Annotated in this window: 14 protein-coding genes; 6 read left to right on the plus strand and 8 right to left on the minus strand. The window is 44.9% G+C overall.

The window, feature by feature from the left end; genetic code table 11:
* Positions 1–13 precede the first annotated feature (13 nt).
* Genes ACO05P_RS13555 through ACO05P_RS13570 form a run of 4 tightly spaced genes read left to right on the plus strand, consistent with a single transcriptional unit; the run spans position 14 to position 3,858 of the window.
* Positions 14–889, plus strand: a complete 876-nt coding sequence (locus ACO05P_RS13555; protein ID WP_421751628.1) for a sterol desaturase family protein — start codon at positions 14–16, stop codon at positions 887–889.
* Positions 886–1,863 carry an aspartyl protease family protein gene (locus tag ACO05P_RS13560; protein WP_421751630.1) on the plus strand — a complete coding sequence of 326 codons (978 nt, stop codon included), beginning with the start codon at positions 886–888 and terminating at the stop codon, positions 1,861–1,863. The genes ACO05P_RS13555 and ACO05P_RS13560 overlap by 4 nt, the downstream gene beginning before the upstream one ends.
* Entirely contained in the window at positions 1,856–3,277 is a 1,422-nt protein-coding gene (locus ACO05P_RS13565; RefSeq protein WP_421751632.1) for a glycogen-binding domain-containing protein, read from the plus strand. Before ACO05P_RS13560 ends, ACO05P_RS13565 begins: the two co-directional genes overlap by 8 nt.
* The gene (locus ACO05P_RS13570; protein WP_421751634.1) at positions 3,277–3,858 is read left to right on the plus strand and encodes a hypothetical protein; all 582 of its coding nucleotides are present in this window, start codon (positions 3,277–3,279) and stop codon (positions 3,856–3,858) included. The genes ACO05P_RS13565 and ACO05P_RS13570 overlap by 1 nt, the downstream gene beginning before the upstream one ends.
* 101 nt (positions 3,859–3,959) lie before the next feature.
* Here the strand turns inward: ACO05P_RS13570 and ACO05P_RS13575 are convergent, their stop codons facing one another.
* The 8 genes from ACO05P_RS13575 to ACO05P_RS13610 form a co-directional block, all read right to left on the minus strand.
* Positions 3,960–7,133, minus strand: a complete 3,174-nt coding sequence (locus ACO05P_RS13575) for an efflux RND transporter permease subunit (RefSeq protein WP_421751635.1) — start codon at positions 7,131–7,133, stop codon at positions 3,960–3,962.
* 14 nt (positions 7,134–7,147) lie between these two features.
* Positions 7,148–8,203, minus strand: a complete 1,056-nt coding sequence (locus ACO05P_RS13580; protein WP_421751637.1) for an efflux RND transporter periplasmic adaptor subunit — start codon at positions 8,201–8,203, stop codon at positions 7,148–7,150.
* 11 nt (positions 8,204–8,214) lie between these two features.
* Positions 8,215–9,570, minus strand: a complete 1,356-nt coding sequence (locus ACO05P_RS13585) for a TolC family protein (RefSeq protein ID WP_421751639.1) — start codon at positions 9,568–9,570, stop codon at positions 8,215–8,217.
* A gap of 72 nt (positions 9,571–9,642) precedes the next feature.
* Complete coding sequence (locus ACO05P_RS13590) at positions 9,643–10,158, minus strand: GbsR/MarR family transcriptional regulator (protein WP_421751640.1); 516 nt, start codon at positions 10,156–10,158, stop codon at positions 9,643–9,645.
* A gap of 68 nt (positions 10,159–10,226) precedes the next feature.
* Positions 10,227–11,534 carry a hypothetical protein gene (locus ACO05P_RS13595; RefSeq protein WP_421751642.1) on the minus strand — a complete coding sequence of 436 codons (1,308 nt, stop codon included), beginning with the start codon at positions 11,532–11,534 and terminating at the stop codon, positions 10,227–10,229.
* Positions 11,515–12,030, minus strand: a complete 516-nt coding sequence (locus tag ACO05P_RS13600; RefSeq protein ID WP_421751644.1) for a hypothetical protein — start codon at positions 12,028–12,030, stop codon at positions 11,515–11,517. Before ACO05P_RS13600 ends, ACO05P_RS13595 begins: the two co-directional genes overlap by 20 nt.
* Positions 12,017–12,556 (minus strand): RNA polymerase sigma factor, encoded by a 540-nt coding sequence (locus ACO05P_RS13605; protein ID WP_421751646.1) that lies wholly within the window; start codon positions 12,554–12,556, stop codon positions 12,017–12,019. The genes ACO05P_RS13600 and ACO05P_RS13605 overlap by 14 nt, the downstream gene beginning before the upstream one ends.
* Before the next feature lie 146 nt (positions 12,557–12,702).
* Complete coding sequence (locus ACO05P_RS13610) at positions 12,703–14,886, minus strand: T9SS type A sorting domain-containing protein (protein WP_421751647.1); 2,184 nt, start codon at positions 14,884–14,886, stop codon at positions 12,703–12,705.
* A 175-nt stretch (positions 14,887–15,061) separates the two neighbouring features.
* Here ACO05P_RS13610 and ACO05P_RS13615 point away from each other — a divergent pair, with 175 nt between their 5' ends.
* Together ACO05P_RS13615 and ACO05P_RS13620 are read left to right on the plus strand one after the other, a co-directional pair.
* Entirely contained in the window at positions 15,062–15,817 is a 756-nt protein-coding gene (locus ACO05P_RS13615) for an NUDIX hydrolase (RefSeq protein WP_421751649.1), read from the plus strand.
* A gap of 34 nt (positions 15,818–15,851) precedes the next feature.
* Positions 15,852–17,498, plus strand: coding sequence for a sugar porter family MFS transporter (locus ACO05P_RS13620; protein WP_421751651.1), 1,647 nt, complete (start codon positions 15,852–15,854; stop codon positions 17,496–17,498).

The raw sequence follows: 17,498 nt of genomic DNA on the forward strand, positions 1-17,498 counted from the left end.
TTATTTTTGGTAGATGGACATCCAGTTCCCCAATCTAATCCATCATGCCATCCCCTTTTTTGTGGCATTCGTTCTGCTGGAGATCGTGCTAACGGCCTGGCGGCGTATACCCACCTATCAGGCGAAGGATGCCTTAAGCAGCATCGCCATGGGTTTAGGAAATGTCGGCGTGGGATTTATTAGCAAAGCTTTGATATTTGGCGCTTATAGCCTGGTGTATCAGTTTCGGATTTTCACTTTGGATTTTAGCTGGTGGATGTGGATTCTACTTTTCCTAGGAGATGATTTATCCTATTATTGGTTTCATCGTACTTCCCATAATGTACGCTATTTCTGGGCCAGTCATATTGTACATCACAGTTCACAGAATTACAATTTGGCCACTGCCTTACGTCAAACCTGGACGGGAGGTCTTACCGGAAGTTTCATCTTTTACCTCTGGCTGCCCCTCTTAGGTTTTCATCCTTTGGCCATTCTGTTTATGCACAGCATTAGCCTTTTATATCAGTTTTGGATTCATACAGAACTTATTGACCGTATGCCCCGATGGTTTGAGTATATCTTTAATACGCCTTCTCATCATCGGGTACATCACAGCAGCGATACCAAATACTTGGATCGCAACCACGCTGGGATTTTGATTATTTGGGATCGGATGTTTGGTACTTTCATTAAGGAAGAGGAACATCCGAATTACGGACTAACCAAGAATATTCATAGTTTTAACCCTCTGTATATCGCTACCCATGAGTGGATTGCGATTTTTCAGGATATCCGAAAATACCCTAAATATTTCTGGTCCTACTTATTCGGTCCTCCGGGCTGGAGTCATGATGGTTCACGAAAAACCAGTGCTCAGCTCCGTGCGGAAATGCAAGATTCTGAATGAGAACCTGGATAGGCATATTCCTAATGCTTTGCAGCATCTCCCTCTGGGGGGAAGAGCCGCCTGAACTATCCTTTAGTTCGGGAGCGTATAATCAGCGCTTAATTATGCAGCGCCCCGTGCCCAAGGGCGATTTCCAACGCATGGTAATCCCGGTAAAGCGGGTGGGCAATTTGATTATCGTTGAAGCGACAGTTGATGGTATTCGGGGCAATTTCATTTTCGATACCGGGGCCCCTTATTTGGTTTTAAATGCCACCTATTTCCGAGATTACAAAGAAGAGAAAGGTCATATTGCCACGGATGTAACCGGTAAGTTGAATACCCAGCGAACCACCGAGGTGGAGCGCCTAAAGGTAATGGGTATGTACTACGAGAATTTGGAGGCTGATGTTAGCGATTTATCCGCTATCGAAAACAAGAGAGGGATTCAGGTACTGGGCCTATTAGGAGTTAATCTTTTTATGCGGATGGAGATCGAGATTAATTTGCAGGATGAGCAATTAATCGTGTACCGCACCGATCGCGAGGGTCGTCGCTTGGAGCAGCCGACTTATCGCATGGAAGGCGATTACCATAAATCCTTCGAACTACGCAATAATGCCATTATCGCCAGTGGAACCATTGCCGGTAAAAGCCTGAATTTTTGCTTTGATACCGGAGCAGAAGCTCTATTGCTGGATAATGATTTGGATGAGGCTGTGTATACCGAAATGCGCATAGTTCGACGCTCTACTTTAACCGGAGCTGGAGGCTCAAGTACCGAGGTGCTTTTCGGTGCCCTGCGGGAACTGGAATTTGGGCCGACATTAAAAAGCTGTCAGGTGATGATTGCCGATCTCGAAGAAATAGGTCGGGCTTATGGATTTCCCGTAGATGGATTTGTGGGCTATGATCTCTTGCGAATGGGCTCAGTCTGTATTAATTTTAAGACTAAGGAACTTATTGTCAATGTTTTTAAAAAGGAGCATGAATAGGATATTTGGAATAGTACTCCTTTTAATTGGCACCACTTTAAATAGTTGGGCGCAGGATAAAGGTATCGCCTATAAAATCGTAGGTAAGGACCTTTATTGCTCCATCGATCGCTCTTTACCCCAAAGCGAAATTGACAGTTTATTGGGCACCTGCGAAATTGACTTCAGTAATTTGGAAGCCATGCTCCGCAGTGGAGAAAGCAGTGCCGACCATTGGCAAGTAGAGGCCATTGAGCCCCATCGTATCGTTCTTAAGAAACCCTTGAAAAGCCTCACAGGCAAAGCCGGAAACCAGAAGGATTTGATCGTGCTCCTTAATGAGGAAATTGAGTCTAGCGTTGAGGATTATCGCTTTGGCTATAATATGTTTCACAAACCTGCGGTGATTGAGCTGGAAAACGGATTAACACGCTTTTTCCTTAAGGTGGAAGGTGGAAAGCCCCATAGTATTTACATCAGTGGCACCTTTAATGAATGGAGCACCAGCGCCAATCCTATGGAGCCCTGCGATAGCGGTTATTATGTTGATTTGAAACTGGGGGTAGGTCCACATTATTACAAGTACATCGTAAATGGCTATTGGCTGCTCGATCCACGCAATCAATTGAAGGAATCGGATTGGGAAGGCAATGAAAACTCAGTGTATTTCAAATGCAATTATACCTTCCGCTTAAAGGGCTATGCTGATGCCAATAGAGTGAATTTGGCGGGTTCCTTTAATGATTGGAATGATGATCGATTTACCCTGCGCAAAGTAACCGGTGGTTGGCAACGCCAATGCTATGTGAAAGAAGGTACCCATGCTTATAAATATGTTGTGGATGGAGAGTGGATAACGGATCCCGACAATCCCATTGTACGGGATGACGGTGCCGGGAATAAGAATTCATTTATGTCCGTAGGCGATAGTATCATTTTTTACTATCCCCGTGATTTAGAGGCCGAATATGTGATTCTCAGCGGCAGCTTTAATGGCTGGAATGCGGAAGAACTGCGTATGCAAAAAACGGATAGCGGCTGGGTATTGCCCTATGTACTGGCAGCGGGAAATTATGAGTATCGCTTTAGAGTTTCGGGAAAAATGGAATGGCAGATGGATCCTTTAAACCCCATTAGTTCCGGACCCTACGAAACCAGGAACTCCGTATTAAGTGTAAAGGCCAATCATCATTTCTTTTTCCCGCGGACCCGTGGAGTGGATGAGGTAATTGTTACGGGTGACTTTAATGACTGGAATGAGCATGGCTATTATATGGAGCGTCGTGAGGATGGATGGCATGCAGATCTGTATCTGCCTAAAGGCAAGACCCGCTATAAGTTTATTGTAGACGGGAAATGGATAAAGGACCCTTCCAATCCGCTCTTTGAGCCCAATGAGTACAATGACTATAATTCTGTGATCTGGGTAAAATAATGCCTCATTTCAAGCGCTTGCGAAACAGCCTATCCCTTCTATTTATTGGACTTTTAGTTGGTTGCCAAAACCAAAACCCCACGGAGCGAAAGCAAGTACAGGCGTTTGATCAATACCTGGCTTCTTTAGATCAGCTTGAGATACCATTTAACTGCAATAGCAATCCCCACTTTGAATTAAAGCTGAAATCACGGAATTTCAATCCTGAGCTTCATGCCAAATTCAAGTACCAGTGGGCCACTGAACCTCTGGGAATTCTATTTCAGGACTCAACTAAAGTTTTGTTGGTGGATTTGGTTCCGGGTGATATAGCCATGGTTCCGGTTTTTATGTCTTATGATTTAAAAGGAAACAAGCTGGATTCACTTAATCCCTGGGATAAATCGGCTTGGGATCCCTGGTATCAGGGCGTGGAATACCTTACCGTAACTAAGGTTAGGAATATTGAAATTGTGGATACAGTTTATCAATGGTCCGAAGAGCATCCAAATCCGGGTGAAAATATAGAAGATGCTTCTTTTAATTCGGGTAGGCGAATTTATCAATGGACCGAAGACGGAATACTTAGAAAAGGACACTGATTGATATCAAAAAAAAGGAGCACCCCTGCAGGTGCTCCTCTCGTCGTAAACCATGTCAGTCATCTAAAGCGAGATAACTGATTGAAGAAAAACAGAGTTAATCAGGCCATTCCGGTTTGAAGCGTCTCTTCGATTTCGGTGTTCAGCTCTTCTCGAGGGGTTTCCACTAATTCGATCTTTTGCTCTTTATCCCATCCAAAACGAGCCATCACCCGGTCGAAGATGTAATACACCAAGGGCACTACAATCAGGGTTAAGAACATAGAACTGGTGAGGCCGCCAATCAGCACCCAGGCCAATCCGTTTTTCCATTCGGCACCGGCACCACTAGCCAAAGCAATAGGCAGCATACCAATTACCATCGCCAGGGTAGTCATCAAGATGGGACGAATCCGCACCTGAGTAGCGCGAATCAGCGCTTCGCGCACTTCCAGTCCACTTTCTTTCAATTGATTGGTAAAGTCAACCACCAGAATGGCATTTTTGGCCACCAAGCCAATCAACATAATCATCCCCAAAATGGAGAATATACTTAAGGCATTTCCGCTTAAAGCCAGGGCTAAGAGGGCTCCAATCACCGCCAAGGGTAAGGAGAACATCACTACTAGTGGATAAGCATAACTATTGTAAAGGGCTACCATAATCAGGTACACCAATACCAATGAGGTTAAAAGGGCTAACAACAGGCTGCCAAAGGCTTCCGCCTGATTTTCGAGATCACCTCCCATGCTGTAGGTTAATCCCGCAGGGAATTCAAGGCTCGCTAATTGGTTTTGGATTTCATCCCCAACAGTACCAACAGGTCGACCAATAACCTGAGCCGAAACCGTAATAGTGGGCACCTTATCCCGACGATTAAGCTGAGCAGGTCCAGAAGCCTCAATTACGCTAGCGAATTGATCTAAGCGGATTTGATCACCCTTATTATTCATCAGCACCAGACTTTGGATGTCCTCTATTTTCTGACGATCGAACTGATCCAAAAGGATATTGATATCGTACTCATTATCGCCATCCCGGTATTTGGACTCTTGCACCCCATTAAAGGCGGTACGCATGGTTCCTCCTACTAATTCGAGGCTTAAGCCCAGGCTGGCCATTTTATCGCGGTCGATTTGCACCTGAATTTCAGGGTTCCCGTCTTTTAAGCTGCTTTCCACCTCGGCAGTACCTTGCACAGATTTTACGATCTCCATCACCTTATCGGCATAGCTCTTCATTTGCTCCGCTTCGGATCCACTCAATACAATTTGAATGGGAGCCTGAGTTCCGGAGCCTACCAAAGAGGCAGGAACGGCCTTAAACTTGGCTCCAGGGATATTCTCTTGCAAGGCAATTTGCAGCTGGCGAGAGAAAATGGGTGCGGTAACCGTCCGTTGATCAGCATCGATCATTTTAACGCTAAGCTCCGCAACATATGGGGTATTGGTATTCCCAGATCGGCTGCCAGACTGCTGCCCAACCACGGTAGAGATTTCCTTTACCTCCGGAAACTGACTTACGAAGTATTCGGCCTTTTGGCTGAGGAGGTTGGTTTGATGCAAACTGGCCTTTTTAGGTAATTCAATTTGCATTAAGAACTCACCACGGTCGCCGGCAGAAACGAATTCGGATCCGATAAAGCCTTTGGTTACCAGGGTAAAGGAGCCAATAAAGAGGGCAAAAGTGATGGCCAAAACCACCAGCTTATGTTGGAAAGACCATTTTAAGGCTTGAGTCATTCCCTCCTCAAAGCTCTTGAGAACACCCTCGAACCAGCGAATAAAGTTCCCGATAAGGCCCTTGCTTTTTAAATTGGACAAGCGCGAGAAACGTGAGGCCAATAATGGGATCAAGGTAAAGGCCACCAATAAACTCAGCAGGGTGCTAATGGCAACGGTTAAGGAGAACTGACGCAGTAAGTTTCCAATAATACCACCGGTTAAAGAGATCGGTACGAATACCGCAACAATGACCAGAGTAATGGAAATTACGGTTACTCCAATTTCACGAATACCATCATAGGCCGCTTGGAAGGGACTTTTACCCATTTCCATGTGGCGGTAAATATTTTCAATTACAACAATCGCATCATCCACCAGGATACCAACTACCAGGGAGAGGGCTAAAAGGCTCATCAGGTTGAGGGTAAAGCCCAGGAGCATCATCGCGGTGAAGGTGGCAATAATGGAAGCGGGAACTGATACCATTACGATTACAGCATTCCGCAAGCTATGCAGGAATAGGAGCATTACCAGGGCTACCAGAATTACGGCAAAGAAAAGGTCGTGAATAACCGCATCGGCCGCTTCGAGGGTAAAGTCGGAGCTGTCCTTAGCGATGGATATTTTAAGGTTCTTATCGGCATAAGCCTCTTCCAAATCAGCAATAATCTCTTTGGTGGCGGCACTAACCTCTACGGTATTGGCATCCCCCTGTTTACGGATATTAAGACCAATGGCATTTTCGCCGTTTACACGGGATAAAATTTCTGCTTCTTTCTCGGTGTCTTGCACTTCGGCAACATCTCCCAAGCGGATCACAGAACCATTGGGCATACTGCGTAATACCAAGGCCCGGATTTGATCCAGCGAATGGTATTTCCCGCTCAAGCGGATCAGGGTTTGAGTTTCGTCATCGCTAATCTTACCGGTAGGGAAGTCCATATTGGCATTTTGCACAATCTGACTCAATTGTAGCAGGCTAATGCCGTAGGTTTCCAGTTTATCGGCGTTGATATTGATGCGGATTTCACGCGCCTGACCACCAATCACATCAACCTGCGCTACTCCTTCAATTTTGGAGAGCTGAGGTTTTAGCTTTTGATCTATAAGGTCGTAGAGCTCTGTTCCGGAAAGGTCCGCGGAAACGCCCAGGTTCATAATGGGTAAATCACCCAAATCGAATTTACCTACCGATGGCTGTTGGGCATCATCGGGTAAATCGCTTACCATGGCATTAATGTTCCTTTGGGCCTCTTGCATGGCCTGATCTACATCTACATCTTGCTTCAGCTCAATGGTTACGATGGAAACACTTTCCATGGAGGTAGAACTCAGCCTGTCCAAACCCTCGAGGGTGGATACGGCATCTTCAATTTCTTTGGTTACCGAGTTCTCCACCTCAGTAGGCGAAGCTCCGGGGTAAATGGTGGAAACGGTAAGAATAGGGGTGCTCATATCGGGGAGCAGCTCGTAATTGAGCGCCTTATAACTGAAGGACCCGGCACCGATAAGTAGGGTAAATAGCACCACCACCAAAGTGGGGCGGAGTATGGAAGTTTTGGTAATCTTCATGAGAATTTAGGCCTTTAGTGCAGCACCTTAACTTTAGTGCCGTCTGTCAAATTGATTTGTCCACTGGATACCACCTGATCCTGGCTGCTTAAACCACTGATAATCTCTACCCAGGGGCCATGACTGGCTCCTACTTCAATATTTTTAAGCTTAGCTATTTCGCCATTCACCACAAAAACCTGAGGATTTTGCAGGGAACCGGCTAAGGCATTACGATCTAAGTATAAAGCCTCTTCCTTTTGCTTAAAGTGGAAGTGGGCCGTGGTGTACATGCCGGGCTTTAATTTTTGGGCAGCGGAGTTCAGGAGTTCGATTTCCACATTGTATTTCAAGGAAGCATCCGCTTTCACCGCGATGGCCGAAACAATGCCTTTAAAACTTTCACCTGCATAAAGGTTGCTGCTTATCTCAACCGTATCTCCTTTTTGGATGCGGAGAATATCGCGAGCGGTAAGCTTTACATTGAGTCGTAATTGTTGATCATCAACAATCTCATAAAGCTTTGCGCCTCCCCCAATATAGGAGCCTTCCTGGATGAAATCATCATTGATAAAACCACTGGCAGTCGCCCGGATATAGGTATTGCTTAAGCGCTTTTGGGCCGACTTGTACTGGGCCTCAGCGTTTTTAAGTCCAATGCTGATATCTTCTAACTGACGTTGCGTAACGGCATTTTGCTCAGCCAATTTGGAGAAACGCTCCTGATCCGCTTTAAGCTTAAGGTAGTTGGCTTCGGTGGCGGCAACTTCCGCTTGGAGGAGGTCATTTTCTACTTCAGCTAAAAGATCGCCTTTGCTTACGGAGCTTCCTTTTTTACGCAGCACGCGAGTTACCCGACCTTGGGTTTCAGAAATCACCATAAGGTCTGTTACTGGCTCCAATTGGCCATCGGCAGTGGTTACTTCTTCCAAAATTTTGCGATTGGCCTTGGTGGTTTCTACCGGAATAGCATCGCTGCTAATTTCAGAGAGTTTAGCGTTTTCGGCCATTTCCACCTTATTGTTGTAGAGTTGGAAAGCCATCAGGGCCAGAATGGCCACTCCGCTTAAGATTAAAAGAGCTTTTTTCATGATCGAATTATTTAGGTGTTTTGAAGTATTTGTTGAATGCGTCCCAAGGATTTAAGCAGATCGAGTTCTGAGCGCTTGAATTTGAGAACCTCATTGTAGTAATTGGTTTGGGCAGAGCGGAAGGCCTGCTCGGCATCCAGTAGTTCGGTAAGGCCGATTACTTCCTCCTGATACATTTGCTGGGATTGCTCGTAAACCTTGCGGGCCAATTCTTTATTGTCAGCCTGAGCGGATACTGAGGCAAAGCTGTATTGCAATTGCTTGCGGGCATTTTCGGTTTGCAGGTCGAGCTGACTACTAGCATAGTCTTTTTGCAATTGCAGCTTGTCGATCTGCAATTGATTCTGCTGAATTTTATGGTGCTTGCTGCCGCCATCAAAAATGGGAACCTGCAATTGCACTCCAATTACCGTTTGTTGAAACCAAGGTTGATTGCCATCAAAGAAATTGAACTCATTGCGTTGGGCTTGCCAGCTTTGTTGACCAAAAAGAGCTAGGGTTGGATAGTAGCCTGCGCGGGTAACTTCCAGATTTCGGAGGTTGAGGGTTTTCTGTTTTTCCAGAATTTTAAGCTCAATAGGGCTTTGGCTTTCGTAATTAGCCAGGCTTAAGCTGAGATCTTCCAGATCTAAAGGTTCCTCCAGGCTGAGTTCGGCGGTGATGGGTAAACCCATTAAGAGCTTGAGGTAGTTTAGCTGTTGATCGCGTGCTGCTTTGAGGGATTGTAATTGGGTAGCCAGATTGGTTTTCTGTACGGTGATACGATCCAGCTCATTGGCGGTAATCATCTCATTTTGATAGCGGGCCAACATTACCTTGCTCATCTTATCTAGGGTAAGGAGGTTACTGTCTAAAGAGCGAATCTGGGCTTCAATTTCCAGCGATTGATAGTAGGCGCTGGCTACTTGATAAATAAGATCTTCTTCGGATTTGATTTTGAGCAGGGTATAGAGTTCCCGACTGTCTTTAGCGGCTTTTAAACCACTAAATAATTCTTGGCTGTAGAGTAATTGTGAAGCTTTAATGGTTCCACTGGTATTGTAGGTGGTACCAAATTGAACCGGAATTTGGGTGCCAGGCATACCTACAATTTCACCGGGCAAGAGCTGGGTGGGAAGATTGGGAAAACCTTGAAATTGACCTTCAGCTTCAATTTGGGGAAGGCCGGAACTGCGAATTTCTTTGATTTGATATTCGGAGATTTCCTGATCATAGGCCGCTTGGCGCACTTCGGCATTATGCTCCAGAGCAAATTGCAGGGCTTGCTGCAGGCTAAGGCTTTCGTTGGCTGCCTGGGCCGAGGTGGCGATGGGCATTAGCATGAGCCCGAATCCAAAAATGAAGAGCCGGACTGGCTTGATTGTCATAATACTTAGTTTTAGTTTATTCGGTAAAAACCAATTAGTTCGGGAAAAAAAGAACCAAAAAGGGAAAATTTTTTAGTCTTTAGACTTTTCCCATTTTAAATAGAGTTCGGGTAGGTGTTGATTCATAAAGCGCATAAAGCTGATAGCATCGCGAAGGTTCTCATTAAACTCCGGGGTGTTTTTGGGGCGATTTTCCAAAACCTCTTCCAGAATGGCCGAAACCTGGGTAATTCTTTCAAAGGCGGTTTTGGCTTCTTCGCGCCAGGAAACCAAGCGGTTTTTAAAATAACGTTTGCGATCACCAGGATGGGTGATGTACTCTATCCTATTCATGGTGAGCAGCATATTAAGCGCATTACTGGTGGCACTTTTACTGAGGTTTAAGGTTTCCCGGATGCTATCAAAACTCAAAGCCAGTTCGGGAGAAACCATCAGTAAACCTAAGATCCGAGAGGGTGCAGGGGGAATCCCGCTTTTCTCGTGACTTACGCCCAGGCGCTCAATTAATTCGCGTTGCTTACTGCTTAATTCTACTTTATTCATCTCTTCAATGATGGGACAAAGGTAATTGGTTTTTTTGGTTCTCAAAAAAAAGAACTAAAAAATTTTATGAAAAGGGGCAAAGCTTTAAAACCGCCCCTTTCAAAATGCAGTGTTTAATACAAATTCGCCTTCACTTCGTAGCCATTTATCAGGATATGAAACGCTTCTTCTTTTTTGTAAATCGGGCTTTTCTGGCTTAGATTCACCAGGGTATTGTTGCCGTTTTTCATCACCTTGCTTTCTACGGCACTTTCAGGAAAGTCAACTTTTCCATATTGCAAAGAAGCGGTGAGGTCGAAGATGGCCGCCTCGGTATTAATAGCCACTTTCAGGTATTTACCATTGATACTGATTTCTCCTCCCGGACCTTGAAGCTTGGCAATATTTAAGTCGCATTCATAACCTTCCAAACGGTAGTTTTTCTCCAGTCTACCGATATTATGTTGAGAGTATTTGCTATTGCCGGCATTAAAGTCGATAACTGATCCTACATTCACTTTATCCTCGTAAGAAACACCTACCGTAATGATATCTGCTTTTTCAAATTCATAGCGGCTGTATTTCGAATTGCTTAAGCTTACGGTCTTGACCTCTCGAATGGCAAAACGACTTTCATAAGTATTAACCTCTAAATCCTGCATACGATCAGTTTTTACGTGACTGTACTTCAGGTTTCCTTCCAGGCGATCAATTTTAAGGGCTTCAATTTCACTTTCGTAGCACTCTATTTTTAAATTTCCAATTTCGGCGGCCTGCAGGTTACTGTACTTAATGTTTAGGAGGAGTTTACCGATGCGCTTAGCCTGTATATCATTTTCATAAAGGTTTATCGATCCTTTTTCCAGATTCTGAATGCTGGCTTTTCCATAACGCAGGGTGAGTTCGCCCTTATGGATATTATTCACTGCAAAACGACCGCTGTACTGTTCCAGACTAAAGAGGTTTACGTCCCCATTAATGCGCAGATCGCGGTAAGAGTGCTTAATCTTTAATTTGCCTTGAGTGGGCATTTTAATATGGTATTGGAACTGTACCTCCTCACGGGAAAAGGTGGTGTTTACAATGATGAAGTCCTCCCAACCGATTTTCACTTTACTGGGCATACAGTGATAGGTATTGATGTAAACGGAATTCCCAGATTTACTAACTCCATCACTTACCTTTTGCTGAAAGGTTTTTAAGAATTCCTGTATTTTGTCTTCATGTTCTTTCCCGCGAAAGCGAAATACCGCTTCAACTTCGATGCGGGGTTCATCCCATACATCAATAATAAGATCCGTATTACTGGCGTCGATTTCAATGTCGGAATCTACGGCCACGTCAATTTTAACGTGGGCGGTTTTTTCAATTTTAATGGCCTCCTTGGCCAGAAGCGGTCCCAGGCAAAGACTTAGGGCCAGACTATAAATTAATGTTTTCATTTTGTACATGTTTTTGATTTCGTTCCAGTTCCATTTGAATGCGTTGTAAGAGACGCAGTCTTTTTTCATAATTGTCGATTAGTACCGTGATTAATTCTTCACGGGGCACCAGTTCATCGATATCATCGCGATAGCGCTGATTGATTTTTTCCAATTCTGCCAATTCCTCAAAAACCCAATCGTATTCAGGCTTGTGCCGAAGTTGATTCAGGTCTAAATTCGATTCAATCATTTTCAAATCAGCCTGATAGCCCTCTTCCTGTTTTAAGAAACTTTCAGGAAGTAAGGTTTCGGGTTCCGGCGGCAATTGTTTTTCGGGATAAATCCACCAAATACTCAGCCCTAAAACCAGAGCAGCGGCGACAGTCCAGGCTTTAAAATTCCGGGGTTTTGATTTTTCGGGAATGGCCTTTTTCAGTTCCGACCAAATTCCTTCGGGGGCTTCCGCCTGATCGAATTCAGTGCGGTGCTCCTTCATCCAATCATCGATTTTCATAAGCCGATTTTAAGTGATTTTGAAGCAAACTTTTTGCGTAACGCAGCTGGGTCTTGGAGTTAGATAAACTCGTATTCAGCTCATTGGCAATCTCTGCATGACTGTATTCCTCGAGGTAATACAGTTGAAAGATGAGGCGGCATCCGGCTGGCAATTGCATGATAGCGGCATTGATTTGGCTAAAGGGCAAATCGGGCATTTCCAGTTCTTCATCTTCCGATTCGAAGTCCGGAACTTCTTCCAGGGAAATGAAAGGCCTTAAATCCTGCCGCAAATGGGCTAGGGCTTTATTTATGGCGATGCGCTTTAACCAGCCACCAAAGGCCAGTTCGTTTTCGAGCGAATCAATCTTTTCGAAGGCCTGGATAAAGCTGTCCTGTAAAAGGTCTCTGGCAATATCCTCCTGCGGAATAAGGCGCAGTATACTGTTATAGGTCGCCTGGGAAAAATTCTGATACAGCTGAAAGCCGGCCAGTTGATTTCCCTTGCGCAGTTGGCGGATAGTCTTCTTAAGGTCGATGCTCATTAGGGGCATTTACACCCTTAGGATGCGAATGATTACCAAAGGTTGTAAAAATGAAGCGAATTTTTTCAGCTATTTAAGAGAGGGAAATAAAAAACCCCGTCTCGGGCGAACCAAGACGGGGCTACCAAATGTAACCTACTAATGAACTATTTGGTGATGATCAGTTTCCGGCTCTCAGCGAATTGATCGTTGGAGACGGTAATAAGGTAGATACCATTTTTAAGCATACTAAGGTCAAGCTCAGAATAACTTAAATTGCTGGTATTAGTGTTTAAAATAGCGCGACCATTAAGATCACTTACTTGAATATTGAAGGCTTCGCCATTAAGGCCCTCTAAGCGCACCAAGCCAGTGCTGGGGTTAGGCGCCAGGCTGAAGTTGCTCATGCGGTTTTCGATTAAACCTACATTAGGATCGAATTCAATATCGTCTACATAATAGGTTTTAGCACCAACAGCGATACCGGGAGTTCCGAAGTTCGGGAATACCACCACCACATCGTAAGTCTGACTTAAATCCAGGGCAGGAGTACCAGCACTATTATTGGCAAAATTGAAGTACAAGGTTTCCCAGGCTCCGGCTACAGTAGTAGTAGCAACCGTTTCACAAGTGATCGTTCCATTGGCGGAATTTTCAACTTTTAAGAGGAAGTCGGTACCGGCATCTGGTGACCAAACACGCATTTTCATACCCGTTTGATTAGCCATGAAAGGAATGGGGTTTTTCATACCACCGGTAGTTACAGTAATACCACCCCATACTTCAGCGCCACCGGATTTGTCGATTTTCAATACCGTATTGCTCGCATTAGTTGGATCAGCGGTTAAGCTATCCGAACATCCACCAAATTCGGTAGTAACATCGTAATCAACATTAGGATCATCGAAGGTGATGGGTAAGTCGATGGTATCCAAATTAGACGGAGGCATAATCACACCAAAGCTGATGTCATCGATATAATAAGTCTTGGCCCCTGCGGTAGCACCATCTACGCCAAAGTTGGGGAATACCACTACTTTATCGTAGGTATTGGCATAATTAATCGCCGCTGTTCCGGCTGCTTGATTGCTGAAATCGAATACCAAGGTATCCCAGCCACCAGCGGTAGTAGTGGTATCAACCGTTTCTACTGAAATAGTAGGATCATTGGAATCCTCAATTTTCATACGTACTTCAATACCTGCATCGGGAGACCAAATGCGCAGACTCATTAAGTTGTCATTGGCAGTAAAAGGTACGGGAGCGGATAAACCATTCTTGGTAACCACAATACCGGCCCAGGTTTGAGCGGCACCGTCCTTGGTAAACTCAGATACCATATTAGTAGGATCGGTAGGATCCACTACGATCGTATCGGTACAACCACCAAATTCGTCACTGCTGTAATCAATGGCAGGGTTATCGAAAGTGATGGGTAAAGAAGGTAAAACCGGACCGGTAGAGGCAAATTGAATATCATCTACATAATAGGTTTTTGCACCAGCGGTAGCGCCATCCACACCGAAGTTCGGGAATACCACCACCTTGTCATAGGTATTGGCAAAATTGATAGCCGCTGTTCCAGAAGCATGATTGGCAAAATCGAAGGTGAGGGTTTCCCAGCCATTAGCCATGGTGGTAGTATCTACCGTTTCTACGGAAACCGTAGGATCGTTAGCGTCTTCGATTTTCATACGCACTTCAATGCCGGCATCAGGAGAATAGACCCGCATGGTCATAGTGGTATTGCCACTGGCAAAAGGAATGGGATTAGCCAGGCCATTGGCAGAAAGGATAATTCCCGCCCAGGTTTGAGCAGATCCATCCTTGTCGATTTGGGTAACCATATTAGTAGGATCCACCGGATCAGCTACAATGGTATCGGTACATCCACCAAACTCCGAAGACACGTAATTTACATTAGGGTCATCGAAAGTAATGGGGAGGTCCATTTGACTGGCCGCGCCACATGGGCCGCAAGCTTCCCAACAAACTACATCTAAAATGGTGTCACCGCTAAAGGTCAAAACGCGGTTAGTAAATCCACCGGTGGTGATGGTACAAGGTAAGCCTTGAGTCAGGTTTTCTTGATCATTCCAGCCGTCGATGGTGAATTTATATTCGATAGTTCCGGCAGTTAAAGGAAGTGCAACCTCCCAAACGCCATCACCATCAGCGTCCGACATGGGGTTACATGCGCCACACCAGTTGTTGAAGGTTCCATTTACGTGAGCCGAGGTAAAACCAGTTCCGGAATAGCCGGCCAGGTCAACCTTAAAGGTCACGGTGTCTGTTTGCGCCGATAGGCTAAAGGCCGTAAACAGAGCCATTAATAAGGTAATCTTTTTCATTAGTACTGAATTTGAGCTCTAATGTATAACTTTTGGTAAAAATGACATTAAGTAAGCTGAAAAACTTTATTATTGCCTGAAAATGAGCACTAAGTCTTAAATGTGTGTTTTACACTTTTGGTAGCTTGTACTAAATGAAAATTTGGTATTTTTGAAAACGACATCAATCAGAATCATGGCTGAAAAGACTACAAGCACGGTTCCCAAGGGTCAGAAATCCCAGTTTGCAGTTCCGTATTACGAGATATCCTACGATAAATTTTTTCAATTCGGTGTTTCCGTCGATTGTGTGGTCTTTGGCTACCATGAGAATCGCCTTAAAATTCTCCTCATTAAAAGGGGTGCCGCTCCATTTATGGGCATGTGGGCCTTGCCGGGAGACCTGGTGTATCCCAATGAAAATATTGATGTGGCGGCGCAGCGAATTTTACGCGATCTCACCGGCATTGATAATCTCTTTATGGAGCAAACCAAGGTTTATGGCCAGGTTGATCGTCACCCGGCTGGACGCGTAATTACCACGGGCTATTACTCCTTAATTGATATTGCCAAGCACGATCCACATGCTTCAGCTTGGGCCGATGGCGTGTATTGGATGGATTTGGATGAGGTGCCTAAATTGGCATTCGACCATAGCGATATCCTGAAAGATGCCCTGCAAATCTTGCAGCAGCGAGTACGTCATCAGCCGGTAGGCTTTGAGTTATTGCCCGAAAAATTTGCTTTGGCTGATTTGCAGGCTCTGTACGAAGCAGTCTTGAACGAGAGCTATGACAAAGCCAATTTCCGTAAAAGGATTCTCAGTATGAACCTTTTAATCTCCTTAAAGGAGAATCAAAAAGATGTGCCCCACCGTCCGGCTCGTCTCTATAAATTCGATAAGCAGCGCTATGATGAATTGATCGCTAAAGGCTTCTCCTTCGAATTGTAATTTTTTGCTAATCTGAGATTGAATCTAACAGCCTATGAAAAGAGGTAATTCCGAATACGTATTTCTAATTGCCTTGATTGTAGCTCTGGGCGGACTGCTCATGGGTTTTGATGCCTCGGTGATTTCCGGGGTGGTAGGTTTTATTAAGGTCGAATTCAACTTAACAACCTTGCAATTAGGTTGGTCGGTGGCCTCTTTAACCGTGGCCTCAACCATGGCGATGTTTGTGGCTGGACCGCTTTCCGATCGTTTTGGACGACGTGCGGTTTTGCGAATTGCTGCGATTTTATACGCCACTTCAGCCGTGGCCTCGGCTTTGGCGCCGGATTATAATACCTTGGTTATCGCTCGGATGATAGGCGGTTTTGGGGTTGGTGCTTCTTTAATCTTAGCGCCGCTTTATATTGCCGAAATCGCCCCCAAGGATAAGCGTGGACGCCTGGTTTCCTTTAATCAGCTCAATATCGTAATCGGTATTTCCCTGGCATTCTTTAGTAATTACTGGATTCTCCAATTGGGGAAAAGTGATGCTGCCTGGGTGCAAGATCTTGGTATTGATCAAAACAATTGGCGCTGGATGTTGGGCCTGGAGGCTTTACCCGCCATATTGTATTTCTTCGGCCTCTTTATGGTACCACGCAGTCCGCGTTGGCTGATGATGAAGGGCAATAATGAAGAAGCTCAAAAAGTAATGAGTCGGGTGGCTGGTCAGGAGAAAGCTCTGGAAGAATTAGACCGTATTCGTAAAAATATTGAAGAAGACAGCAAAGTTGAAAAAACCAGTTTGGCTGAGCTTTTCAAACCGGGTTTGCGTCTGGTTATTACCATTGGCATCGTGATTGGCATCCTGCAACAAATCACTGGTATTAATGCGGTGTTCTTCTATGCACCTATGATTTTTGAGCAAAGTGGTTTGGGTACCGATGCCGCTTTTATGCAAGCCATTTTAGTAGGTCTGGTAAATCTGGTTTTCACCATTTTGGCTATTCTTTTTATAGACCGCTTTGGGCGGAAGCCGCTTCTTACTTATGGGGTGGCGGGTATTACCATTTCCATGCTGGTGCTAAGTTATGGCTTCAACAAAGCAACCTATAGTTTGGATGAGCAGGCTATTGCTTCGCTGGAATACAAAATACAAGTAGCGGCAGCCGAAGAAGGGGAGGAATTAAAAGATTTTGCCGAATGGACTGAAGCGGAAAAGGCCACTCTGGTTCAAGAGAGCAAGTTTAAGCCCATGCTTGCCAAGGACTTTAATGATGGAGATTTGTATTTAGCAGAGGTGGCGGCTTTAATGCCTGATCTGGATATGGAAAGCCATCGTCAGGATTTCCTTAATTCGGCGATTCACCTCAATACCTATTTGATTTTGGTAGCCTTATTGGCCTTTGTAGCCTCCTTTGCCATTTCCATTGGGCCCGTAATGTGGGTGCTCTTTTCGGAATTATTCCCCAATCGCATTCGCGGAATCGCCATTTCCTTTGTGGGGGTTATCAATTCTTTGGTGAGCACCATTGTACAGTTTGTATTCCCCTGGGAACTTGAAACCATCGGGAGCTCGCTTACCTTCCTCTTATTTGGATTATTTGCCTTTGTAGGCCTGATCTTTATCATTCGCAGTATTCCTGAAACCAAGGGACGTTCGCTGGAGGAATTGGAGAAAATCCTGATCAAAGAAGATTGA

The organism is Croceimicrobium sp., assembly GCF_965228705.1.
Taxonomy (GTDB): Bacteria; Bacteroidota; Bacteroidia; order Flavobacteriales; family Schleiferiaceae; genus Croceimicrobium.